The sequence below is a fragment of the Natrialbaceae archaeon AArc-T1-2 genome (assembly GCF_030273315.1).
In the GTDB taxonomy this organism is placed as follows: domain Archaea; phylum Halobacteriota; class Halobacteria; order Halobacteriales; family Natrialbaceae; genus Tc-Br11-E2g1.
In genome coordinates, this window is sequence record NZ_CP127174.1 from 597225 (window position 1) to 616157 (window position 18933).

The following is an 18933-nucleotide window of genomic DNA, read 5'->3' on the forward strand; positions in this document are numbered from 1 at the left end:
TACTGGTTAGGGCGTCGTCAACAGTTCGCCGTCGGTTCCGGCGTGGTGTGAGACGGTCTCACCTGCGTTGCGATCGTGCAATGTGGCGAACGCGCCGACGACGATCGCCCACAGTCCCGCCTGGCTCAGAAACGTACTTCCCTGGAACGCGTAGACGAGACTGTCGGCTACGTCCGGGTGGGTGATGATCGTCGGCGAGACGGTCGACAGCACCGTCACGGTCAGGACGGCCGGAACGCACGCGACGACGACTGCTCGAGCACGTCCCGTCGGTGCGAGCCGTCGATAGCTGGCGATCGACGCGGCCGAGACGACGGCGCCGACGCCGATCAGTCCGACGTAGATCGCAAGTCGTGTGTCGATCCCGAGCGCCTCCTCGGCACCGGGTGCTGCCGGCGGTACCACGGTCCAGGGCACGACGGACACCGAAAAGAATCCGGCCGCGCCGAGGACCGCCGCCTTCACGCCGGTTCGGCCGGGCAGTGCCGGCTCGAGGAAGTAGTACGCGATGGCGAAGACGCCGGCCAGGAGAACGGCCCAGAGCACGCCGCTTCCGACGCTGACGATCGCGTTCGTCGTCTCGGAGACGGCGTGGGAGTGGTCGTGTCCGTGGCCGTGGTCGTGGCCGTGGCCATGATCGTGGTCGTGACCGGCGTCGTGGATGTAACTCAGGAGCGGGTTCGCGACGACCGCGATGTACAGTCCGTACGCGAGGCCAGCGAGCACCCCCGCAGCGACCCCGCGTTTGAGATAGTCGTAGATCATCAGTGACACGTGATCCCGGCCGCGTGCCGGAAGTTGTGCATCGAGTCGTGAACGAGTGGCTCCTGGACGAAGATCAGTGCGAACGCGATAGCCGCAGCGAACGCAAGCGTCGCAGCCATCTGTCCCGGCGTCATCGCCTCTCGTGCAGTCACAACGCGGTCTCGAACGGTGTCGGATTCCGTCGTACTCATGAATGCTGACTTTCTCTACTGAAAGTCAGGTTGTAAAAGTTTCGGTTGGCGCGATATACCATCCCACGGAAGTGAGCAGGGACCGTCGTGACGCAACGCAAAAATACCGGATGATCGTACCGACAGACGATGACGCTCTCCGAGGAGACACGCGACCGGTTGGCAGACGTCGTGGAGTTACAGCCGACGAAAAACGCCGAACTCCAGGAACGGTGGGGCCTAGAAAGTGGTAGCGAGGTTCATCAGTACCTCGAGGACGAACTCGGGGAGTACTACTTCCGGGACGACAACAGTCTGATCCGTGCGACCGCGGAGGCGGCAGAACTCGTCGACGTCGAACCCGGCGTCGAGGGCGAGGAAGGCGGCCCGCCGTCCCGGATTCGCGTTCCCGAGTTGCAGGCACGGATCGTCGACGTGCTCGCAGAGCCGGACGAAGAGTCAGAAAGCGTCGTCTCGGTCCTCCACGGGCTCCGTGAGGCTTCCGACTACGACGTCGACCCCTCGAGCGACGACGTCCGCGCTGGGCTCCAGAGTCTCCGTCGGAAAGGCGTCGTCGACGTCGAGTACCGGACGGTTCCCACGTTCAGACTTGCCGTTTCGAGCGACGAACTCGAGGTCTCGGTCTCCGAGTGATACTGTCGGTCATACCGACGTGCACACGGCTGGTGACAGCACGGCCAGACACACGTTCAACGGCCGGATCACCCGGACACCAGTTCACCGGTCCATGACCGACAGTATGAGTTCCCCGATCGAACCGGACGGTCCTAGACGAGACTCGCCCCGTCGAACTCGCCGCGGCTGAACTCGACGTCCATCAACTCGAGAATCGTCGGCGCGATGTCGAGCAAGTCGGCGTCGCCGATCGAGGCGTCGGGGTCGTCGATGAACAAGGCGGTGTCGTCGAAGCTGTGCATCCCGTTTCGTGGACCCTGCTGGAAGACGTCGCCGTCTCCCTTGAAGCCAGCTTTGAAGTCAAAGCCGTTCGTCGGGATCGCGACGAGGTCGGGTGCGATCTCGTCGTGGTCGCCGCGGAAGGCGTCTTCGCGTTCGACGATGCGGTCGACGACCTGGCGACCGTCCGGCCCCTCGAGTTCGAGGAGCTCGGAGGCGAGCTGTTCACGAACCGCGTCGTACTCGTCTTCGGAGACGGAGCCACGCGGCTCGCGACCCTCGAGGTTGAGGTAGAACCGGCCGGGAATAAACGAGTACGCACGGGTGTCGTCGGTGATGTCGTTCAGCTCTTCGGGATCGTCGGTCTCGAACGAGAGCCACCCTTCCTCGCGGAGCCACTGGTTGAAGTGGACCTCGTAGTCCAGACTGGTAAAGCCGTGATCGGAGGCGACGACCAGAGTGACGTCTTCGGGTAAGGCCTCGCGCAGGCGACCGACGTAGTCGTCGAGTTTGCGGTAGAACTCGAGAAACTCTTCACGGTAGGCGCCGTCGTGTTCGTAGTCTCTGAACAGGAAGTGGTTGACCCGGTCGGTGGTCATGAAGACGCCGAAAAAGAGATCCCAGTCGTCCTGTTCGAAATAATGCAGGAACGCCTCGAAGCGAGCGTCGATCGTCTCGTGGGCGTCCTCGATGAACTCGGCTTTGTCCTCGCTGTGACCGAGTTTCGGGTCGACGTCGATCCGGTAGTCGATCGACTCGAGGTAGTCGCGGACGTCGTCGGGATAGGCGGCCTTGTCCAGCTCTGGCGAGAGAAAGCCCGAGACCATTCGCTGGACGTTTCGCTGTGGCGGGAACGTGACGGGGACGTTCATCACGGTCGCACGACGGTCTGCCTCCGTTACCCGGTCCCAGACCCGATCGGCCTGCACTTCCCGGCCCATCGGGACGTACGTGTCGTAGGTGTCGATCTCGCGGTCCTGGAAGCCGTAGACGCCCGTCTCGCCAGGGTTCATTCCCGTCGTCAGGGCAGGCCAGCAGGCACTGGATTCGGGCGGTACGATACTCGAGATCTCGCCGGCGGCTCCGTCATCGGCGAGCGCAGCGAAGTTGGGAAACTCCTCGGGATGCTCCGTGAGGAGACTGTACGGTACACCGTCGATCCCGATGAACGCGACACGAGGATCGTCGTCGCCCCGAAGTCGGTCGAACAGACCCATGGGCGGGGGTAGTTCGACCGGATATAAGAAGGTTCGTCTCGAGACACTGTTTTCGAGAATCGGCAGCGATTCCAAGGAGCGTCGGGGTTCATACTGTCGGTCATGGACCGGTGAACTGGTGTCCGGGTGATCCGGCCGTTGAACGTGTGTCTGGCCGTGCTGTCACCAGCCGTGTGCACGTCGGTATGACCGACAGTATCAGTCTCGACGACCGTTCGGCTCGTCGGGATCGAAGTTGACCGGGACAACAGTGAGGTGGGCGATGCCGACGTCGGTATCGGGCGCGCTCGAGGTCGGCTCCGAGCGGGGAGTGGCGGTGTGGTCGGCTGCCATAGCAACCACGCCTACCGTCCCCACGCGGATAAGATTACCCATGCTCATAACGAATCGGGGGACGAAGCGAGATAACTCCCGCGAATCGGACTCGTCGCGGTCGTCTCTCGGAACCTGGCGTAACGCTCGAGTGGACGGTGTCGGGAGATGAACGACGGCTGCGGTCAGTCGTCCTCGTCGACGATGACCTCGACGGGTTCGTCGTCGCCGGGCTCGTCGGCTTCGCTCTCGCCTTTCTCCTGGTGCCACAGCAAAGTGCCCGCCACGAGGATGACGACCCACGAGCGCCAGTTCGCAAGGTTCAGCGTGTAGCCGATGCCGAAGGGCTTCTCGACGAGCATCCCCTCACCGGGTTTCCAGTACGACGAGAGCATCCGTCCGACGCTGGGTCGTTCGAAGTTGTACGGGATTCCGAGAATCTCACCGGAAGTCGGTTTGTCTGCCATACTCGAGGGTACAATCCCCTGTAATAAGAGCGTTGTGTGCGCGTTCTCGATCCGGCCCGTCACTCGTCGACGTACCGCCCCCGGGTCTCGACGTCCGCGAGTCGCTCGAGGACGCGTTCGTCGCCGACCTCGCGGTAGCCCTCGCGTGCGGCCTCGCACAACGGTTCGGGGTCGTCGGCGGTGCCGACGAGGCTGCCGTCGAAGACGTGGACGTCCATCGCGTAGTCCTCGACGTGGTCGGTGTGATAGCCCAGTCCGAAGTCGACGAGGTAGGCCCGCTCGTCGTCGACGCGAACGTTTCGGGTCGTCGGATCGCCGTGGACGAACCCCGCGCCGTGGATCGTCGCGAGGTGGCGACCGACCGCCCGAACGTGCTCGCGGGTGAGGCGCTCGCGTAGCTCCGTCTCGCCGACGAACTCGAACTCGAGTGTCGACTCGGCGAGGTCGACGTCGAAGACGACCGGCGTCGGGACGCCCTCGCGGCGGGCGAGACTCGTCAGGCGAGCCTCGAGCGTCGTTCGCTCGCGTCGCAACCGGTCGTCGAGGTCGGGGTGGCGGTAGGACTTGGACAGCCGACGCTTGGAGACCCGCCCGCGTTCGGGCTCGAGGTCGACGACGGCTTCGGCACCCCTGATCCGTGTGCTCCCATCGTGGCCGACGACGACGTCCTCACCCTCGCGCCAGCTCACGGGGACTTCGTCCGGTCGAAAGTTCGGATCGACGCGGGAGGCGTCGATCTCGAGGGTATCACCCGCCTCGTACATCGTCGCACCGAGGACGGCGATCATGCCGGCGTTGTCCCGGAGAAAACGCGCCTCGGGAGCGTAAAAGCGCGCGCCGCGCTGGTCGCACATCGCCGCGAGCATCTCCCGGAGACGGTCGTTCTGGCCGACGCCACCGCCGAGTACGAATTCGTCGCTACCGGTCAGCGACAGCGCCCGTTCGGCGACCTCGGTCAGCATTGCGAATATATTCTCCTGAAGCGAATAACAGACGTCCTCGACCGGAACCCCCTCGTCGTAGGCGGCCTTCGCCGCCGACATGATCCCCGAAAACGAGAAGTCCATCCCCTTGACGACGTAGGGCAAGTCGACGTACTCGCCGTCCTCGGCAGCGGCCTCGACTTTCGGCCCGCCGGGGTGAGACCAGCCGACGTGGCGGGTGAACTTGTCGATCGCGTTGCCGACGCCGGTGTCCATCGTCTCGCCGAGCATCCGGTAGCGTCCGTTGCGGTAGGCGAGCAAGTGGGCGTTTGCGCCGCTTGCGTTCAGACAAACCGGCGATGCGAATCCGGAGAAGTGCCGACCGATCTCGAGGTGAGCGACCATGTGGTTGACCCCGACCAGGGGCACCTCGAGCGACCCGCTCAGCGCCCGCGCGGCCGTCCCGACGATCCGCAGACAGGGGCCCAGACCGGGGCCACGGGAGAAGGCGACGGCGTCGACCGGCGGTTCGGAGTCGTCGCGGTCGGCCGTCTCGCGGGCGTGTGCCAGTGCCGTCTCGACGACCTTAGGAATCGCCTCGTGCATGTGTTCGGCGGCCTCGCGCGGGTGAATGCCGCCGCTTTCGGGTTGGTAGGCGTCGGTCTCGATGAAGACGGCCTCGGTTCCGGAATCGTAGACGGCCGCGCTGGCCGCCCAGGCGGTGCCCTCGATTCCGAGTACTCGCGTGTCGGTGCTCACTGCTTTCGGGGGGCCAGCCTACTCCCACTCGGTGTAGCCACACTTCCCACAGTGTACGCGGTCGCCGTGGTCCGCGAGAAAGCTGTCACCACAGCGGGGACACTGCTCGCGGTCGGTCGTCCCGTCGTCGTTGTAGAGTTCGTGTCGGCTCATCTATGCCTCCTCCGCGTCGGCGTCGGCGTCGGCCTCTGTCTCCTCGGCGATCTTGTTTCGCTCGAGCATGTGGTCCTGTTCGACCTCGGTGGCGTGGTCAGCGGACTCGTAGACTTTCGCGTAGCCGACGGTCTTTCGCATCCCGAATTTGGTGTCGAGCGTGCGGACGACGACCTCGTCGGCCTCCTTGTTCAGTTTCGCCGCGAGGCTGTCACGGACCTGCAGACGCGACGGCGTCGCTTCCTCGTGGGTCAGTTCGAACGTGACGTCCGTCCGGTGCAACATGGGGTTTTCCTCCTCGGAGATGATGTCGACGTCCATGATTTCACTCAGTTACCCTACTATCCCCTCGTAGCGCCTAAAAGGATTTCGAACGGCTACCAGCCTCCGATCGACGTGCGAGGAGGCGATATCGAGGCCGAAAGCCGATCTTCGTCCGGCCTGCGCCGTACGATTGCACGCGACCTCGCGCCGAACACAACATAAAACGTATGCCAGTCGCCTGTCTCGGTCACCGTATGCCCTCCAGACGGTGGCTGCTGGCGGGAGCCGGGAGCGTACTCACCGCCCTCGTCGGCGGCCACGCAGTCGCCGGTCGGACCCGAAGCGACGGCGACTCCGTTCACTGGCCCATGGCTCGCTACGACGCCGCCGGGACCGGTCACAGCCCCGACGCGTCGGGACCGAAAGACGCCGTCCGGGTCGCCTGGGAGCGAGAGCTGGATACGTCGTTCAGCGGCGCGGTTTCGCCGATCCTCTTCGAGGGTACCCTCTACGCTGTCGGCGGTCCGGTCGTCGCCCTCGAGGCCGAGACGGGCGAGCTCGAGTTCACTCACGACGGCCCGTATCGCTCGAGTCCCGCACCGGCCGCGACTGACGTCTATCGGACCGACACGCTCGCGATCAGTTCGCCGGCGGGCGTCGTCGGGCTGAACGCCGGCGGCGGCTACAGGATTCCGCTGCTTGGCGGCCGGGTCGGCGTCGACCGCTGGCACGGCCCCGGCGAGGACCCCGACCGGAGCCCGCTCGGGCCGCCGGATGCGCCGCCACCGGTCGCCGTCGACGACGCGATCTACGCGGCGGTCCCTGGAACCAACGACCTCGTCGCGCTCGAGGCCACCGACGGGACCGAACGCTTTCGCGTCTCCCACGGAGCCGGAAGCGGCAACTGGCGGCCGGCCGTCAGAAACGACACCGTCTACGCCGTCGGCTACGCACGCGAACTCGGGGCCTACGACGCCGAGACGGGCGAGAACCACTGGACGGTGGAGATCGACGACCTGACGCCTCACGCACCGACCGTGACCGACGAGGTCGTCGTCGTGCCGGGCCGGGAGTCGGTGACGGCCGTCGAGGTCGACGACGGGAGCGTCCGCTGGGAGTACGACCACGACGGCAACGTTTCCCCTCCCGACCGCTCGGACGCCGCCGTCGCCGACGGCCGGGTCTTCGTCGCCGACGGGACCGGCTCGCTGCACGCGATCGACCTCGAATCCGGCGAGGAGCGCTGGACCGCGTCCGTCGGCGGGCAGGCGTCGCCGGTCGTCGCCGACGGCGTCGTCTACCTCACGCGGCGTACCGTCAGCGTGTACGCGTTCGACGCCGAAACCGGCGAGGAGCGCTGGGAGTACGATCTGGAACGGCCCACGTCGGCCCCGGCCGTCGGCGACGGGCGCCTCTACCTCGTCGGGAGTCGCCGAATCGTCGCGCTCGAGGAGGGAGACAGATGACCGGCGAACCGTTCGCGCCGCGGGAGGCGAACGAGAACGATCGACGCCCGGAGGGAACCGAAAGCGACCGGAAACTCTCCTGGGCCGGCGAGCTCGGGCGGGCGGTTGCACACGTCCGAGCCGATCCGTTCCTGTTCGTTCCGTTCGCTCTCGCCGGGCTCGTCCTCTCGGTGCTCGACCGGCTCCGGCTACGGGATCCGGTGCCGGTACTGGTCGAACGAGGGCTCCAGGGATCGACGATCGTCGAGTACTCGATCTACCCGACCGGAACGCCGGAGAGTGCCCGCCGGATCGGCGCGCTGGTCGACCTCGAGACGCCGTATCTGATCTGGGCGGTCGGCCTCGAGGTCGTCGCCGTGCTTTCGATCGCGATCGCCGGCTGGTACACCATCGCTCGAGCCGCCGGCGAGTCGACGACGGCGGGACTGGGCTCGTACGTCGGGTTCGTCGTCCTGGTCGCGGGGGTGACTCGGCTACTGGGTTCGATCGGTGAAATCACGCTCCAGGGAATCCTCGGGCTGGCCGTCTTCCTGGTCGTGTTTTTCGCCGTACTGATCCTGTTCGCACGGCTGTTCGTCGCGCCTGCACTCGCCGCTCTCGGGACGTCGCCGTGGACCGCGGTCAGACGGAGTGTGGCGCTTACAGGCGGTCACGAGCGTGCGCTCGTGCTGTTGGTGCTCGGCTACGGCATCCTGGTGTGGCTGCTCGGGAGCGTCCCGTACGTCGGCGCGCTGGTGAGTAGCGTCGTCGTCGCCGTCGTCCACGCCGTTTCGACGGTGACGGTCCTCGAATCGGTGACCGACGGCTCGCTCGAGTAACGTCCGGCTCGCTTGTGGTTGTTCCAGTAGATGGCTACACGAGCCGTATCACTCGATCGGAATCGTCGTCACCTCCCGCGTGGGACGTCGAATCGGGACGTCGACGTCGAGTTCGGCGTTCGTCGCCTCGAGTTCCGCGAGCGTGCGTTCGATGCCGTTGTGATGGCCCGCCCCGACGACCGCGACCACGTCGTGTCCCGCGTTCTGGAGCCGGTGGAGTCGCTCGGCCATAGCCCGATCGCGCCGATCGATCAGGACCGACGTGACCTCAGGGAGCAGCGTCCGCATCGCGTCGATCAGCGGCTCGACGTCGTCGCCGTGTTCGATCTCCCGGAACGGGGTCGTCATCACCTCGAGCTGGGCGAGGCGTTCGTGCGGACTCAAAAGCTGTGAGCGCACCATCAGCTTCGGGATCGTGTCGACGCCGACGGCTCTCGACAGCGCCGTCATGGTCTCGGTGATCGGCTCGTCGACGAGTGCGACGTCGGTTTCGGTTTCGGCGGCGGTCTCGATGGCGGTTTCCATCTCGGTCTCGCCGGGATCGAGTCCGTAGAGTCGCACGATCGTTCGCTGGATCGCCTGCAAGGTGGCGTAAACGAGCGCCGTCGGCGGCGGAAGCTCCTCGTAGACGTTCGCGAAACCGTCCCCACCGCGTCGCTCGAGGCGTTGGTACCGCCGCTCGTCGAGTTCGACGGCGACGACGTCAGGCTCTCGCTCGAGGATCATCTCGCGGACCCGCCGACGGTGAGTCGGCGAGAAGTGGACGCTCGGGACGACGGTGACGGTTCCGGTTTCGGTCGCGGTCATGCGATTCGTCTACACCGGACGTGCTCTTGAATCCCCTCCCGGTCGCTCGCTCACCCCTGTGGAGGTCGTCCGAGCGCTTCTTCGACGGCGGCGACCCGTTCGGCGGTGTGTTGTTCCCTGTTGGGCTGGTCGTCGACCTCGAGGGAGGTGATGATACGGTCTTCTTCGATCTCGTCGTGTGCTGCCTGTGCGGCGGCGAAGATCTCGCCGACGTCGTCGGCGGCGATGATCGTATCCATCGGCGTCAGCTCGTAGGTGACCTCGAACTCCTCGAGCGCCTCGATAGCCGAGGCGATTTCGTCTGACATGTGCTCTTCACGGATCGGAACGATCTCGAGTCTGGCGATTGCGGTCATGATACTCGTGAACGGCTCTCGGTGCCGCCCCGAGTCGTACCACGTCATCGCTCAAGTACCTTGGTCGGCCGTCACGCGCGACGCGTTCGGAAACGGGCTGGGTTCGACCCGACTTTCGAAACCACTTGTAGTTACGTCTCTTTGCATTCTCCAATGTACTTAACTAGTTTCATCCACAAGGGAGGCACATGCTCGCCGACGAGTTCGGGCGCGAGGTGACGGGAGTCCGCATCTCGCTCACCGACCGGTGTAACTTCGATTGCGTCTACTGTCACAACGAGGGGCTCGGAGATACACGTGGCCCGATGGAGCCTCAGGACGACGAGATGAGTACCGACGACGTCGTGCGCTTTCTCGAGGTCGCCGCCGAGTTCGACGTCGACGCCGTGAAGTTCACCGGCGGCGAACCGATGTTGCGACAGGATCTGGAGGAGATCATCGAGCGGACCCCCGACCCGATGGAAGTATCGCTGACGACCAACGGTACGTTCCTCCCCGGGCGCGCTCCCGACCTCGTCGAGGCCGGCCTCGAGCGGGTCAACGTCTCCCAGGACGCGCTCGATCCGGAGGCGTTCGCCGAGGTGACCCAGAGCGGGGCCTACGAGAAGGTGATCGAGGGCGTCGACGCCGCGCTCGAGGCCGGGCTCGATCCCGTCAAGCTCAACATGGTCGTCTTCGAGCACACGGCGGGCTACGTTCCGGAGATGGTCGATCACGTCGCCGAAAACGACGGGCTCCAGCTCCAGCTCATCGAGTACATGCCCGAACTCACCGGCAAGCCGGAGTGGGCGATCGACATCGATCGCGTCCACGGCTGGCTCGAGGAACAGGCCGAGTGGGTCGAACATCGCGAGATGCACGACCGCAAACGGTACTGGGTCGGTGGCGAGAACCAGTCCGAGGCCGGGATGGTCGAGATCGTCGACCCCGTCGAGAATCCCACCTTCTGTGCGAACTGCCACCGCGTCCGGGTCACCCACGACGGCCACCTGAAGGGCTGTCTCAATCGCAACGACGACCTCCGTCCGATGGGTGAGATGACCAAACCCGAGATACGCGACGCGTTTCGTGAAACGGTCGCGAACCGGGTCCCCTACTACGGCGAGTACATGGTCCGCAACGACGAAGGCGAGTGGGAGTTCAACGAGGAGTACATCGGCGTCTAGCTGGATTTTGTTCCGTCGGTCGAGTTGCCGAGTCGATCGATGACGTTCCGTGCAATCGACCGATCGCCTTCGGGTGTGTTCTCGTTTTCGAAGTATCGTTGTACCTCGCTACGGACGCACTCGAGTTCGCGAGCGGAGAACGAACACGGAGGCGGTGGAAGCGACGTGTAGATCACCACACTGACCGGGAACGCCGTCGTCGAGTTGACACGCCGGCGTCCGGGCGGACATTCGTTGCCCTTAAGTGTCCTACCCGGATACGTTCTGGTGCGATACGCTGTAGGGGTCCGGCCCCGAGTCCGAGAGGGCGACGATAGACTGCGAGTCGTGGTAGCCAAGCAGGCCCAAGGCGCATGGTTGCTAACCATGTGGCGTCAAGCCTCCGGGGTTCGAATCCCCGCCACGACGTCGAACACGAACTCCACCGGCCAGTGCCAGTGTCGGCCGGGGCTCGTATCGCGCACACAAGAGACACAGATACACGACACATGAGCGAGGAAGAACAACAACAGGAGGACGACGACCTCCAATACTTCGTCCGGATCGGACAGACCGACCTGGACGGGACGAAGTCCGTCGAGCGCTCGCTCTCGGAGATGAACGGGATCGGCCGCCGAACCGCCCGGATCATCGCCGACGAGGCGGGCGTCGACCGAACAGCGACGTTCGGTGCTCTCGAGGACGACGTCATCGACGAGGTCGTCGAGGTCGTAGAGAACTACGCCGAGGAAGTCCCCGACTGGCTCAACAACCGCCAGAAGGACTTCTACACCGGCGAAACGACCCACGAGATCGGGAACGATCTCCAGTTGACCCGACAGCACGACATCAACCGGATGAAGATGATCGACTCCTACCGGGGTATCCGCCACAAGCGCGGCCAGAAGGTTCGCGGCCAGCGGACGAAGTCTACGGGTCGTACCGAAGGAACCATCGGCGTCAACGTCGAGGAGATCCGCGAAGAGGAAGCCGCCGAAGGCGAAGAGGGTGGTGAAGAGTAATGCCGCTTGGAACCGACACCAAACAGTACGAGACGCCGAATCACCCCTTCCAGGGTGAACGAATCGCAACCGAGCACTCGCTGATCGACCGCTACGGGCTCGCGAACAAAGAAGAGCTCTGGCGGGCCCAGTCTCAGCTTCGGTCCTACCGACGCGAGGCTCGTGAGCTGCTCGCCCAGCCACAGGACGAAGAGACCGTCATGCGCCGACGCGAGGAGTTTCTCGGCCGGCTCAAGCGCATCGGCGTCCTAGACGAGTCGGGCGATCTCGGTGCCGTCCTCGGCCTCGAGATCGAAGACGTCCTCGAGCGCCGACTGCAGACGGTCGTCTACCGTAAGGGGCTCGCAAACACGACCCGGCAGGCTCGACAGTTCATCATCCACGGACACGTCGTGGTCGGTGACCGACGTCACCAGATCCCGTCGTACGTCGTCGACGTCGACGAGGAAGGACTCGTCGCGTTCGACGAGAACAGTCCGCTCGCCGACGAACTCCACCCCGAACGCGCGGAGGGACAATAAATGGCAGACGACGAGAAATGGGGCATCGCCCACGTGCACGCATCGTTCAACAACACCATCATGACCGTGACTGATCTCACGGGCGCGGAGACGATCGCCAAATCCTCTGGCGGAACGGCGGTCAAACAAAACCGCGACGAGGCCTCGCCGTACGCTGCGATGCAGATGGCAGAGGAGGTCGCCGAAGAGATCAAAAGCGCCGGCATCACCGGCCTGCACGTTCACGTCCGTGGTCCCGGCGGGAACCTCCAGAAGTCCCCCGGTCCCGGCGCGCAGGCGACGATCCGCGCGCTCGCCCGGTCGGGCATCGAGATCGGCCGCATCGAGGACGTGACCCCGATCCCACACGACGGGTCGCGTGCACCAAAGGGTAAAGGCGGCTACTAGACAATGACCGAAGAGTACGACGTCGAGTTCGTCGAACGCGAGGATCGGAAGGCGCGGTTTCTCGTCCGCGGAATCACGCCCGCGTTCGCAAACGGGATCCGCCGGGCGATGATCGCGGACGTGCCGACGATGGCAATCGACACCGTCAGATTCGTCGAGAACTCGTCGGTCATGTTCGACGAGCAACTCGCCTTGCGTCTCGGGCTCGTTCCACTGACTACGCCGCCTGCGGGAGAGTTCGCCGAAGGCGAGTCCGTCACGCTCTCGATCGACGTCGAAGGACCGGGCACCGCCTACTCGGGCGATCTCTTCTCGAGCGACGAGCTCGTCCAGCCCGCAGACGAGAACGTCCCGATCATCGAACTCACGGACGGTCAACGCCTCGAGGCTGAGGCAGACGCCGTCTACGACCGTGGCAAGAGCCACGCCAAACACCAGGGCGGAGTCGCCGTCGGCTATCGACACCTCCAGAAGGTGGTCGTCGAAGGCGATCTCCCCGAGTTCGAGGACGACGAGGCACGGATCGTCCGCGGCGTGATAGAAGACGACGGCGAGCTCGTTCCGACGAGCGAGTTCGACCACGATCTCTCGAACCGGTATCCGGGCAAGGAAATTCGGGTCGAAGACGTGCCGAACGCCTTCGTCTTCCACGCCGAGACCGACGGCTCGTTCACCGTCGACGAACTGGTCGCGCGCGCGGCCGACTCGCTCGAGTCGCGTGCGGTCGAACTCGAGAACGCAGTACAGCTATAGAATCGATGTTCCGACGCCTCTTCCCCCGATCGACGACGGTCGCCGGTGCCGCGAGCTACGAGGCCGGCGACGTCCCGAGAATCGAAAGGGGTTTGAAGGGGCGACGGGTAGACAGAAGTGCGAGCAGGGATAGCCAAGTCTGGCCAACGGCGCAGCGTTCAGGGCGCTGTCTCGTAGGAGTCCGCAGGTTCAAATCCTGCTCCCTGCATCCACTTCTTTCGGACCTGCAAACGGTCCACACCAGATATACGAGGACACCAATGAGTAGCAAAACGAATCCGAGGCTCAACGATCTCATCGCCGATCTGAAGTCGGCGTCTCGCGAGACGGACGCCGATGTCTGGCGTGACGTCGCGAGTCGCCTCGAGAAGCCCCGATCGACCCACGCGGAGGTGAACCTGGGGCGGATCGAGCGATATGCACGCGAAGACGAGACAGTCGTCGTTCCCGGCAAGGTGCTGGGATCCGGCGCGCTCCAGAAGTCAGTTACCGTCGCCGCCGTCGACTTCTCCTCGTCGGCAGAGACGAAGATCGACCAGGTCGGCGAACCAGTACAGCTCGAGCAACTGCTCGAAGAGAACCCGGAAGGATCCGACGTGCGGGTGATCGCATGAGCGTCAACACCGCAGAGTTCGACGCCGACGTCGTCGTCGACGCCCGCGACTGCATCCTGGGTCGGGTCGCGAGCCAGGTCGCCGAACGCGCACTCGAGGGCGACCGCGTCGCCGTCGTCAACGCGGAAGACGCCGTCATCACGGGCGACAAAAACGACGTCTTCGAAACCTACCGCAAGCGCCTGCAACTCGGCTCGGACAGCGGTCCGTACTACCCCAAGCGGCCGGACACGATCTTCAAGCGGTCGGTCCGTGGCATGCTGCCGTACAAGAAAAAACGCGGCCGCAAGGCCTTCGAGAACGTCCGCGTCTACGTGGGCAACCCCTACGAGGACGGCGACAGCGAGGCCGAGATCCTCCCGGACACGTCGCTGGATCGGCTCTCGAACATCCGCTTCGTGCACTTACACGAAGTGTCCGAACAGTTAGGTGCTAACGTCACATGGTAACGAACACGAGTGGCAAGAAAAAGACCGCCGTCGCTCGCGCAACGGTTAGCGAGGGCGAGGGTCGCGTGCGTATCAACTCCCAGCCGGTCGAGCTGGTCGAACCGGAGATGTCCCGGCTGAAGATGCTCGAGCCGTTCCGTATCGCCGGCGAGGACCTCCGCAGCGAGGTCGACGTCGACGTTCGCGTCGACGGTGGTGGCATCAGCGGCCAGGCAGACGCCGTCCGCACGGCCATCGCCCGGGGCATCGTCCAGCACACGAACGACGCCGAACTCCGCGACGCGTACATGGAGTTCGACCGGTCGCTGCTGGTCAACGACGTCCGCCAGTCCGAACCCAAAAAGTGGGGCGGTCCGGGAGCACGGGCCCGCTACCAGAAGTCCTACCGCTGAGGTGATCAGGATATGATGGTACCGGTCCGGTGTTTCACCTGTGGCACCGTCGTAGGCGAACACTGGGAAGCGTTCGACGAGCGAGCGAACGAGGGCGAGGAAGACCCACAGGAGGTTCTCGACGACCTCGGCGTCGATCGGTACTGCTGTCGGCGAATGCTCGTCTCTCACACCGACCTCGTCGACGTCGTCGCACCATACCAGTAATGCAGAGACAACGACACAACCGCTACGAGAAAGCGCGGATCCTCGGCGCGAGAGCGCTGCAGGTCTCACACGGCGCACCGGTGTTGATCGAAACCGACCAGTCGGAGCCGATCCTCATCGCCGCCGAAGAGTACGACGCCGGCGTGTTGCCGTTTACGGTCGACCGAGGTGAGGCGTAGATGACGCTGATCACCGACGTTCGACTCCGGCGTGTGCTCGACTCCCGTGGCAACCCCACCGTCGAGGCCGACGTGCTCACCGAAAGCGGCGGCTTCGGCCGCGCGGCAGCGCCCTCGGGAGCGAGTACGGGCGAGTACGAGGCGATCGAACGGCCGCCGAATGAAGCGATCGCCGCCGCCAGAGAACACGCCGTACCCCGCCTCGTCGGCGAGGCCTACGCCGGCAACCAGCGCGAGGTCGACGGGATCTTGCGCGCGGCAGACGGTACGGACGACTTCTCGGAGATCGGCGCAAACAGCGCGGTCGCCATCTCGATGGCCGCAGCGAAGGCCGGTGCCGACGTGCTCGGTGCGCCGCTGTACCAGCATCTCGGCGGCACGTTCCGTGGCGAGAACTTCCCTGTCCCGCTCGGAAACGTCGTCGGCGGCGGCGAACACGCCGCAGACGCGACGGATATCCAGGAGTTTCTCGTCGCCCCCGTCGGCGCACCCAGCGTCGCCGATGCCGTCTTCGCCAACGCGGCCGTCCACGGCGAGGTCGCCGCGTTGCTCGAGGACCGGGGCGTTCCCTCCGGCAAGGGCGACGAGGGAGCCTGGGCACCCTCGATCGACGACGCGGAGGCGTTCGAGATCGTCGACGAGGCGGTCGAAACGGTCGCCGAAGACGTCGGCTTCGAGATCGGTTTCGGGCTCGATATGGCGGCCGCCGAGATGTACGACGCCGAGGAGGGTGTCTACGAGTACAGCGACCGGACTCGAGACACCGACGAACAGATCGAGTACGTCGCCGACCTCGTCTCCGAGTACGACCTCGTCTACGTCGAGGATCCCCTCGACGAGGACGACTACGAGGCGTTTGCCGAGCTCACGGAGGAAGTCGGCGACCGGACCCTGATCTGTGGCGACGACCTGTTCGTGACGAACACGGATCGTCTCGCGACTGGGATCGAGGAGGGCGCGGCAAACAGCATCCTGATCAAGCCGAACCAGATCGGGACGCTTTCTGACGCCTTCGATGCGGTCGAACTCGCGACGAAAAACGGCTACGACGCCGTCATCTCCCATCGCTCTGGCGAGACCGAAGACGCGACGATCGCACACCTCGCCGTCGCGACGGACGCGCCGTTTATCAAAACGGGTGCCGTCGGTGGCGAGCGAACCGCAAAGCTCAACGAGCTCATTCGAATCGCAGACGACGCGACATGACAGAAAACGATACACCACAGGAGGGGCTCGACGCCGCCGAGGAGGAGATCGACGAGGAGCCGGCCGAAGGTGCCGGCCCCGCCGCCGAACCCGCCGAGGACGTCGAGCCCGCAGAGGAAGCGGACGCCGAGGCAGCCGCCGAGGCCGAACAAGACGACGAGGGACCGTCCCTCGACGACGACGTGATGAGCGACGAGGAAGCGGACCTGCTCATCCCCGTCGAGGACTACCTCGGAGCCGGCGTCCACATCGGTACCCAGCAAAAGACCGAGGACATGGAGCGGTTCATCCACCGCGTCCGGACCGACGGCCTCTACGTGCTCGACGTCTCGAAGACCGACGGCCGTATCCGCACGGCCGCGAACTTCCTCGCGAACTACGCTCCCGAACAGATCCTGGTTACCTCGAGTCGCCAGTACGGTCGCTTCCCGGCAGAGAAGTTCGCGGAAGCGGTCGGCGCTCGAGCACGCACCGGTCGATTCATCCCGGGAACGCTGACGAATCCGAAGTACGACGGCTACATCGAACCCGACGTCGTCGTCGTCACGGACCCGATCGGTGACGCTCAGGCCGTCAAGGAGGCGATCACCGTGGGTATTCCGGTCATCGCGATGTGTGACTCGAACAACCAGGTCAGTAACGTCGACCTCGTCGTCCCGACGAACAACAAGGGTCGCAAGGCGCTGTCGGTCGTCTACTGGCTGCTCGCAAACGAAGTCCTCGACCGCCGCGGTGCCGAGCCGGCGTACTCGCTCGAGGACTTCGAGAGCGGAATCTGAGTCCGTCGACGGTCGCCCGTTTTTCGTCCCGTCGTATCCTGCTCGAGGCCCCGAGCCCGCACACTGAAGAGTGTAGCGTCCTATGATAAAGTGTGTCATGTATGGTGTCCGGAATACGAGCGACGGTAACAGTCCGGAACCCGGCACACTGTCGGCTCGCACGCGTCGCCACAGCCACTGGGGAGACCGTCGGCCGGATCTCGAGAAGCACCGCGTTACCCGGACCGACGGGAACTGTAACCGAGTTTCTGGCCACTGAAGTACCGGACGACGTAGACGCGACGCCGGTGTGTCCGTACGGGACAGCGACGCTGTATCGGCTCTCTCACGACGGCGACCCCGACTGTCCATGTGAGTGTCTCGGCCAGTTCGGCTGTCCGATCGACCGGTACGTCGCCGAAGACGGTGGCGTGACGCTCGTCTTTCACGTCGCGGACTTCGAGCAGCTCCAGACGGTGATGGGCGAGCTCCGGGACCGGTTTTCCGACGTCGACGTCACGCGATTGCTCCAGGCGCCGGCCGACGAGCGGTCGGATGCGGGCGTCTTCGTCGACCGGGACCAGCTCACCGACCGACAGCTCGAGGTGGTACGGACAGCCTACGAGCACGGCTACTTCGAGCGGCCCAGACGGACGAACGCGACGGAACTCGCCGAGGAACTCGAGATCACCCGGTCGACGGTCACCGAGCACCTGCGGACGGCCCAGCGAAAGCTCCTCAAAGACGTGTTCGAGGACAGCCGGTAGCCCTCGGCCGGTCGCGGTGGCAGAGTTAAGTGTCGACGCGACGCATACGTGAACAATGTCACATGCCGAGGAAACGGCGATGACGGCGACCGAAATCGACAGCTGCCTCGGGCGTCACGAGACCGGTGTGTTGGGGCTTGCCCGGGACGACGAACCCTACGCCATCCCGATCTCCTACGGCTACGACGCCGACGAGCGAACGGTGTATCTCCGGCTGGTGTCGACGCCGGACAGCGAGAAGCGTCGGTTCCTCGGCTCGAGGCCTCGAGCCCGTCTCGTCGTCTACGACCGGGCCGAGACGGAACCGATCTACCGAAGCGCCGTCGCTGCCGGCCCGCTCGAGGAGCTGCCACCCGAGGAACTGACGGTCGATCACGTCGAACAGTACGGCGACGCGAAACGACCGCTGTTCGAGATCTGGGGCGAGCCGACGGCCGACCTCGACATTCGGCTGTACGAACTCGAGCCCGACGAATTGAGCGGTCGTCGGGTCGAGATCGACCGTTAACACGACGCGAAGTGGTCGGCCGTGACGGCCGCCCCACAGACGGGACACCCGTTCGACAGCGTCGCCTGGCGTAACGGATCGTCGAGTTCGATCTCCTGGCGACACTCCGGACAGCTGAATACGTATTCCATTGCCCCCCGCTGGTCGGAGCTGTCGGGACACAGCATCAAGGTGTTTGTGGTGTGGGCTCAAAGCGACAGCCGTCCCCGGAGCCCGCCGTCGACGAGCCGGCCGTCGTCGACGCCGTCTAGCATGGGCTCGAGGTCGTCGAACCTCGGTCCCCGGCCGATTTCGTTCGTCTCGGGATCCCACCGGACGAACCCGTGGTCCTCGAGCAAGGGGAGATGGACGTGGAACAGGCTGATGCATACGTCGCGGTCGTGGGTGTGCTCGGGTTCGTCGACGAGCGTCGACTGGAGCGTCGCGAACGCGACCGTCTCCGACGGGGAGTGGTCCGTGAGGATCGCTAACAGTCGCCGTCGCTCCGACGCTGCGAGCGCGCTGAACACGGCATCGGCGTCCTGGTCTGGCATCGGCAACACGTACATCCGGGACGTCCGTAGTTCGACACCCACGTTATGGTGGGAGTTTAAGAGGGGTCGCGATGGCGATCGGTCGACAGAAAGAGTTACC

At 64.8% G+C, this 18933-nt stretch carries 29 protein-coding genes and 2 tRNA genes; 19 read left to right on the forward strand and 12 right to left on the reverse strand.

Annotated features, from left to right (window positions below; all coding sequences use genetic code 11):
* Nucleotides 1-6: 6 nt before the first annotated feature.
* Nucleotides 7-765: a CbtA family protein gene (locus QQ977_RS02955; RefSeq protein WP_285927438.1), complete on the reverse strand. Its 759-nt coding sequence runs from the start codon at nt 763-765 to the stop codon at nt 7-9.
* The gene (locus tag QQ977_RS02960) at nt 765-956 is read right to left on the reverse strand and encodes a CbtB domain-containing protein (protein ID WP_285927439.1); all 192 of its coding nucleotides are present in this window, start codon (nt 954-956) and stop codon (nt 765-767) included. The genes QQ977_RS02955 and QQ977_RS02960 overlap by 1 nt, the downstream gene beginning before the upstream one ends.
* Nucleotides 957-1085: 129 nt before the next feature.
* On the opposite strand from QQ977_RS02960, the gene QQ977_RS02965 reads away from it, so the two are divergent.
* The gene (locus tag QQ977_RS02965) at nt 1086-1589 is read left to right on the forward strand and encodes a DUF5797 family protein (RefSeq protein WP_285927440.1); all 504 of its coding nucleotides are present in this window, start codon (nt 1086-1088) and stop codon (nt 1587-1589) included.
* 134 nt (nt 1590-1723) lie between these two features.
* Here the strand turns inward: QQ977_RS02965 and QQ977_RS02970 are convergent, their stop codons facing one another.
* From QQ977_RS02970 to QQ977_RS02995, 6 genes are all read right to left on the reverse strand, one after another.
* On the reverse strand, nt 1724-3067 hold the full coding sequence (locus QQ977_RS02970; RefSeq protein ID WP_285927442.1) for an alkaline phosphatase family protein: 1344 nt from the start codon (nt 3065-3067) through the stop codon (nt 1724-1726).
* A 198-nt stretch (nt 3068-3265) separates the two neighbouring features.
* Nucleotides 3266-3400, reverse strand: a complete 135-nt coding sequence (locus tag QQ977_RS02975; RefSeq protein ID WP_285927443.1) for a hypothetical protein — start codon at nt 3398-3400, stop codon at nt 3266-3268.
* Nucleotides 3401-3564: 164 nt separating this feature from the next.
* Nucleotides 3565-3846 (reverse strand): DUF5808 domain-containing protein, encoded by a 282-nt coding sequence (locus tag QQ977_RS02980; protein WP_285927445.1) that lies wholly within the window; start codon nt 3844-3846, stop codon nt 3565-3567.
* 59 nt (nt 3847-3905) lie between these two features.
* Nucleotides 3906-5528, reverse strand: coding sequence for a bifunctional N(6)-L-threonylcarbamoyladenine synthase/serine/threonine protein kinase (locus QQ977_RS02985; protein WP_285927446.1), 1623 nt, complete (start codon nt 5526-5528; stop codon nt 3906-3908).
* Nucleotides 5529-5546: 18 nt separating this feature from the next.
* Complete coding sequence (locus QQ977_RS02990; protein ID WP_285927447.1) at nt 5547-5681, reverse strand: 30S ribosomal protein S27ae; 135 nt, start codon at nt 5679-5681, stop codon at nt 5547-5549.
* On the reverse strand, nt 5682-6002 hold the full coding sequence (locus QQ977_RS02995) for a 30S ribosomal protein S24e (protein ID WP_285927448.1): 321 nt from the start codon (nt 6000-6002) through the stop codon (nt 5682-5684). It abuts the gene before it with no gap.
* Between the two features lie 197 nt (nt 6003-6199).
* Here QQ977_RS02995 and QQ977_RS03000 point away from each other — a divergent pair, with 197 nt between their 5' ends.
* Together QQ977_RS03000 and QQ977_RS03005 are read left to right on the forward strand one after the other, a co-directional pair.
* Nucleotides 6200-7411 (forward strand): PQQ-binding-like beta-propeller repeat protein, encoded by a 1212-nt coding sequence (locus QQ977_RS03000; protein WP_285927449.1) that lies wholly within the window; start codon nt 6200-6202, stop codon nt 7409-7411.
* Nucleotides 7408-8229, forward strand: a complete 822-nt coding sequence (locus QQ977_RS03005; protein ID WP_285927450.1) for a hypothetical protein — start codon at nt 7408-7410, stop codon at nt 8227-8229. Before QQ977_RS03000 ends, QQ977_RS03005 begins: the two co-directional genes overlap by 4 nt.
* A 48-nt stretch (nt 8230-8277) precedes the next feature.
* Here QQ977_RS03005 and QQ977_RS03010 read toward each other — a convergent pair whose 3' ends face one another.
* Both QQ977_RS03010 and QQ977_RS03015 read right to left on the reverse strand, forming a co-directional pair.
* Complete coding sequence (locus QQ977_RS03010; RefSeq protein WP_285927452.1) at nt 8278-9036, reverse strand: TraB domain-containing protein; 759 nt, start codon at nt 9034-9036, stop codon at nt 8278-8280.
* Between the two features lie 50 nt (nt 9037-9086).
* Nucleotides 9087-9440, reverse strand: coding sequence for a thiamine-binding protein (locus QQ977_RS03015; protein WP_345783350.1), 354 nt, complete (start codon nt 9438-9440; stop codon nt 9087-9089).
* Between the two features lie 140 nt (nt 9441-9580).
* Between QQ977_RS03015 and moaA the strand changes: the two genes are divergently transcribed.
* From moaA to QQ977_RS03095, 16 genes are all read left to right on the forward strand, one after another.
* Nucleotides 9581-10558, forward strand: a complete 978-nt coding sequence (gene moaA, locus QQ977_RS03020) for a GTP 3',8-cyclase MoaA (protein WP_285927455.1) — start codon at nt 9581-9583, stop codon at nt 10556-10558.
* A gap of 324 nt (nt 10559-10882) precedes the next feature.
* Nucleotides 10883-10966, forward strand: a tRNA-Ser gene (locus tag QQ977_RS03025).
* Nucleotides 10967-11046: 80 nt separating this feature from the next.
* A complete protein-coding gene (locus tag QQ977_RS03030) occupies nt 11047-11559 on the forward strand; it encodes a 30S ribosomal protein S13 (protein ID WP_285927457.1) in 513 nt (170 codons plus the stop codon).
* Nucleotides 11559-12080 (forward strand): 30S ribosomal protein S4, encoded by a 522-nt coding sequence (locus tag QQ977_RS03035; protein WP_285927458.1) that lies wholly within the window; start codon nt 11559-11561, stop codon nt 12078-12080. The genes QQ977_RS03030 and QQ977_RS03035 overlap by 1 nt, the downstream gene beginning before the upstream one ends.
* Entirely contained in the window at nt 12081-12467 is a 387-nt protein-coding gene (locus QQ977_RS03040; protein ID WP_285927459.1) for a 30S ribosomal protein S11, read from the forward strand. It begins immediately after the preceding gene.
* Nucleotides 12468-12470: 3 nt separating this feature from the next.
* Nucleotides 12471-13220: a DNA-directed RNA polymerase subunit D gene (locus QQ977_RS03045; protein WP_285927460.1), complete on the forward strand. Its 750-nt coding sequence runs from the start codon at nt 12471-12473 to the stop codon at nt 13218-13220.
* A gap of 123 nt (nt 13221-13343) precedes the next feature.
* Nucleotides 13344-13428 (forward strand) — tRNA-Leu (locus QQ977_RS03050).
* Between the two features lie 52 nt (nt 13429-13480).
* Nucleotides 13481-13834, forward strand: coding sequence for a 50S ribosomal protein L18e (locus QQ977_RS03055; protein ID WP_345783351.1), 354 nt, complete (start codon nt 13481-13483; stop codon nt 13832-13834).
* Nucleotides 13831-14283, forward strand: a complete 453-nt coding sequence (locus QQ977_RS03060; protein ID WP_285927461.1) for a 50S ribosomal protein L13 — start codon at nt 13831-13833, stop codon at nt 14281-14283. The genes QQ977_RS03055 and QQ977_RS03060 overlap by 4 nt, the downstream gene beginning before the upstream one ends.
* Nucleotides 14277-14675: a 30S ribosomal protein S9 gene (locus QQ977_RS03065; RefSeq protein ID WP_285927462.1), complete on the forward strand. Its 399-nt coding sequence runs from the start codon at nt 14277-14279 to the stop codon at nt 14673-14675. The genes QQ977_RS03060 and QQ977_RS03065 overlap by 7 nt, the downstream gene beginning before the upstream one ends.
* Before the next feature lie 12 nt (nt 14676-14687).
* Nucleotides 14688-14882: a DNA-directed RNA polymerase subunit N gene (locus QQ977_RS03070; protein ID WP_285927463.1), complete on the forward strand. Its 195-nt coding sequence runs from the start codon at nt 14688-14690 to the stop codon at nt 14880-14882.
* The gene (locus tag QQ977_RS03075) at nt 14882-15061 is read left to right on the forward strand and encodes a DNA-directed RNA polymerase subunit K (RefSeq protein WP_285927464.1); all 180 of its coding nucleotides are present in this window, start codon (nt 14882-14884) and stop codon (nt 15059-15061) included. Before QQ977_RS03070 ends, QQ977_RS03075 begins: the two co-directional genes overlap by 1 nt.
* Nucleotides 15062-16267 carry a phosphopyruvate hydratase gene (gene eno / locus QQ977_RS03080; RefSeq protein ID WP_285927465.1) on the forward strand — a complete coding sequence of 402 codons (1206 nt, stop codon included), beginning with the start codon at nt 15062-15064 and terminating at the stop codon, nt 16265-16267.
* Nucleotides 16264-17046, forward strand: coding sequence for a 30S ribosomal protein S2 (rpsB, locus tag QQ977_RS03085; RefSeq protein WP_285927467.1), 783 nt, complete (start codon nt 16264-16266; stop codon nt 17044-17046). Before eno ends, rpsB begins: the two co-directional genes overlap by 4 nt.
* A 101-nt stretch (nt 17047-17147) precedes the next feature.
* The gene (locus tag QQ977_RS03090; protein WP_285927469.1) at nt 17148-17792 is read left to right on the forward strand and encodes a helix-turn-helix domain-containing protein; all 645 of its coding nucleotides are present in this window, start codon (nt 17148-17150) and stop codon (nt 17790-17792) included.
* Between the two features lie 55 nt (nt 17793-17847).
* Nucleotides 17848-18300, forward strand: coding sequence for a pyridoxamine 5'-phosphate oxidase family protein (locus tag QQ977_RS03095; RefSeq protein WP_285927470.1), 453 nt, complete (start codon nt 17848-17850; stop codon nt 18298-18300).
* Here QQ977_RS03095 and QQ977_RS03100 read toward each other — a convergent pair.
* Together QQ977_RS03100 and QQ977_RS03105 are read right to left on the reverse strand one after the other, a co-directional pair.
* The gene (locus QQ977_RS03100; RefSeq protein WP_285927471.1) at nt 18297-18431 is read right to left on the reverse strand and encodes a DUF7560 family zinc ribbon protein; all 135 of its coding nucleotides are present in this window, start codon (nt 18429-18431) and stop codon (nt 18297-18299) included. The genes QQ977_RS03095 and QQ977_RS03100 overlap by 4 nt on opposite strands.
* A 57-nt stretch (nt 18432-18488) precedes the next feature.
* A complete protein-coding gene (locus QQ977_RS03105) occupies nt 18489-18833 on the reverse strand; it encodes a DUF7344 domain-containing protein (RefSeq protein ID WP_285927472.1) in 345 nt (114 codons plus the stop codon).
* Nucleotides 18834-18933: the final 100 nt, after the last annotated feature.

Coding starts and splice junctions, on each gene's coding strand:
- QQ977_RS03055 (WP_345783351.1), top strand. CDS start 13,481: ATGAGTAGCAAAACGAATCCGAGGCTCAACGATCTCATCGCCGATCTG.
- QQ977_RS03005 (WP_285927450.1), top strand. CDS start 7,408: ATGACCGGCGAACCGTTCGCGCCGCGGGAGGCGAACGAGAACGATCGA.
- eno (WP_285927465.1), top strand. CDS start 15,062: ATGACGCTGATCACCGACGTTCGACTCCGGCGTGTGCTCGACTCCCGT.
- QQ977_RS02955 (WP_285927438.1), bottom strand. CDS start 765: ATGATCTACGACTATCTCAAACGCGGGGTCGCTGCGGGGGTGCTCGCT.
- QQ977_RS03010 (WP_285927452.1), bottom strand. CDS start 9,036: ATGACCGCGACCGAAACCGGAACCGTCACCGTCGTCCCGAGCGTCCAC.
- QQ977_RS02990 (WP_285927447.1), bottom strand. CDS start 5,681: ATGAGCCGACACGAACTCTACAACGACGACGGGACGACCGACCGCGAG.
- QQ977_RS02965 (WP_285927440.1), top strand. CDS start 1,086: ATGACGCTCTCCGAGGAGACACGCGACCGGTTGGCAGACGTCGTGGAG.
- moaA (WP_285927455.1), top strand. CDS start 9,581: ATGCTCGCCGACGAGTTCGGGCGCGAGGTGACGGGAGTCCGCATCTCG.
- QQ977_RS03060 (WP_285927461.1), top strand. CDS start 13,831: ATGAGCGTCAACACCGCAGAGTTCGACGCCGACGTCGTCGTCGACGCC.
- QQ977_RS02960 (WP_285927439.1), bottom strand. CDS start 956: ATGAGTACGACGGAATCCGACACCGTTCGAGACCGCGTTGTGACTGCA.
- QQ977_RS03015 (WP_345783350.1), bottom strand. CDS start 9,440: ATGACGTGGTACGACTCGGGGCGGCACCGAGAGCCGTTCACGAGTATC.
- QQ977_RS02995 (WP_285927448.1), bottom strand. CDS start 6,002: ATGGACGTCGACATCATCTCCGAGGAGGAAAACCCCATGTTGCACCGG.
- QQ977_RS03105 (WP_285927472.1), bottom strand. CDS start 18,833: ATGCCAGACCAGGACGCCGATGCCGTGTTCAGCGCGCTCGCAGCGTCG.
- QQ977_RS02970 (WP_285927442.1), bottom strand. CDS start 3,067: ATGGGTCTGTTCGACCGACTTCGGGGCGACGACGATCCTCGTGTCGCG.
- QQ977_RS03100 (WP_285927471.1), bottom strand. CDS start 18,431: ATGGAATACGTATTCAGCTGTCCGGAGTGTCGCCAGGAGATCGAACTC.
- QQ977_RS02975 (WP_285927443.1), bottom strand. CDS start 3,400: ATGGCAGCCGACCACACCGCCACTCCCCGCTCGGAGCCGACCTCGAGC.
- QQ977_RS02980 (WP_285927445.1), bottom strand. CDS start 3,846: ATGGCAGACAAACCGACTTCCGGTGAGATTCTCGGAATCCCGTACAAC.
- QQ977_RS03035 (WP_285927458.1), top strand. CDS start 11,559: ATGCCGCTTGGAACCGACACCAAACAGTACGAGACGCCGAATCACCCC.
- QQ977_RS03045 (WP_285927460.1), top strand. CDS start 12,471: ATGACCGAAGAGTACGACGTCGAGTTCGTCGAACGCGAGGATCGGAAG.
- QQ977_RS03070 (WP_285927463.1), top strand. CDS start 14,688: ATGATGGTACCGGTCCGGTGTTTCACCTGTGGCACCGTCGTAGGCGAA.
- QQ977_RS03040 (WP_285927459.1), top strand. CDS start 12,081: ATGGCAGACGACGAGAAATGGGGCATCGCCCACGTGCACGCATCGTTC.
- QQ977_RS03095 (WP_285927470.1), top strand. CDS start 17,848: ATGTCACATGCCGAGGAAACGGCGATGACGGCGACCGAAATCGACAGC.
- QQ977_RS03030 (WP_285927457.1), top strand. CDS start 11,047: ATGAGCGAGGAAGAACAACAACAGGAGGACGACGACCTCCAATACTTC.
- QQ977_RS03090 (WP_285927469.1), top strand. CDS start 17,148: ATGGTGTCCGGAATACGAGCGACGGTAACAGTCCGGAACCCGGCACAC.
- rpsB (WP_285927467.1), top strand. CDS start 16,264: ATGACAGAAAACGATACACCACAGGAGGGGCTCGACGCCGCCGAGGAG.
- QQ977_RS03065 (WP_285927462.1), top strand. CDS start 14,277: ATGGTAACGAACACGAGTGGCAAGAAAAAGACCGCCGTCGCTCGCGCA.
- QQ977_RS03075 (WP_285927464.1), top strand. CDS start 14,882: ATGCAGAGACAACGACACAACCGCTACGAGAAAGCGCGGATCCTCGGC.
- QQ977_RS03000 (WP_285927449.1), top strand. CDS start 6,200: ATGCCCTCCAGACGGTGGCTGCTGGCGGGAGCCGGGAGCGTACTCACC.